This window comes from Bradyrhizobium sp. PRIMUS42 (genome assembly GCF_023006515.1).
Taxonomy (GTDB): Bacteria; Pseudomonadota; Alphaproteobacteria; order Rhizobiales; family Xanthobacteraceae; genus Bradyrhizobium.
Genome location: NZ_JALBGZ010001134.1, coordinates 1 through 1,341, shown reverse-complemented (window position 1 = coordinate 1,341; position 1,341 = coordinate 1). Strand labels below are relative to the sequence as shown.

The 1,341-nt window shown below is 66.4% G+C and carries 2 protein-coding genes; both read left to right on the top strand.

The window, feature by feature from the left end; all coding sequences use genetic code 11:
* The coding region (locus MOV75_RS38340; RefSeq protein ID WP_247008031.1) for an SPOR domain-containing protein at positions 1 to 356 on the top strand (356 nt) is incomplete at its 5' end.
* Between the two features lie 46 nt (positions 357 to 402).
* The coding region (gene nagZ / locus MOV75_RS38335; protein WP_247008030.1) for a beta-N-acetylhexosaminidase at positions 403 to 1,341 on the top strand (939 nt) is incomplete at its 3' end.

The window sequence follows — 1,341 nt, the reverse complement described above, 5'->3', positions numbered from 1 at the left end:
CGATGTCGCTGGCGCCGCAATCGGCACCGGCGACTGAGCCGCCGCAACGGATGGCTGCGACCGCCCCGACGCAAATCGCGCCCGCGAGCAGCAGCGGTGGCGGCTACATCGTGCAGGTCTCCTCGCAGCAGAGCGAGGATAGCGCCGCTGCGTCGTACCGCGTGCTTCAGAGCAAATATGGCAGCGTGCTCGGCTCCCGTTCGCCGGTGATCAAGCGCGTGGACCTCTCCGACAAGGGCAAGGGAGTCGTCTACCGCGCCTTCGCCGGGCCCTATGGTTCGGCGGAGGAGGCGACGCACGCCTGCAACAACCTGAAGTCTGCCGGCTTGTCCGCCTGCTTCGTCCAGAGGAATTAATGGCCGTTTCCTTGACCCCCTCGCGGGTCAGGGTTAATCGGCCGTTATGAGCACGCGGGCCTTCATTACCGGCGTATCCGGAACCGAACTGACCGCCATCGAGCGGGAGTTTATCCGCGACCAGCGCCCATGGGGCTTCATCCTGTTCAAGCGCAATGTCGCAACGCCAGCTCAAGTCGCTGCTCTGGTTGCGGAATTGCGGACGGCGGCAGATGTCGCCGACGCGCCTGTCCTGATCGATCAGGAGGGCGGACGGGTGCAGCGGCTGGGTCCGCCGCACTGGCCGGTCTACCCGCCGGGCGCCGTGTTCTCGACCTTGTACGACACTGATTCGGCCCTCGGCCTCACCGCGGCACGCCTCAGCGCACGCCTGATCGCGGCTGATCTCGCCGATCTCGGCATCACCGTGGATTGCTTGCCGCTGGCCGACGTGCCGGTGGCCGGCGCCGATGCCGTCATCGGGAATCGGGCCTATGGCACCGAGCCGGGCAAGGTCGCGGCAATCGCGCGTGCCGTCACCGAAGGGCTGGAGCAGGGCGGCGTGCTGCCGGTCCTCAAACACATTCCCGGCCATGGCCGGGCCACCGCGGACACCCATTTCCAGCTGCCGACGGTGGATACGCCGAGGGCCGAGCTGGAACAGACCGACTTCGCGGCGTTCAAGCCGCTGGCGGATCTGCCGATGGCCATGACTGCACATGTTGTGTTTAGCGCGGTCGATCCCGCCCATCCGGCGACGACATCTGCGACAATGATTGCTGACGTGATTCGCGGCGCAATCGGGTTCCAGGGTTTGTTAATGAGTGATGACGTGTCGATGAACGCGCTGTCGGGGAATATCGCGGAGCGAACCCGCGCGATTTTCGCGGCCGGCTGCGATGTGGCCCTGCATTGCAACGGCAACATCGAGGAGATGCGCGAGGTCGCCGGCCAGACACCAGAACTGTCCGGCCGGGCGCTGGAGCGGGCGAACGCCGCGCTCGCC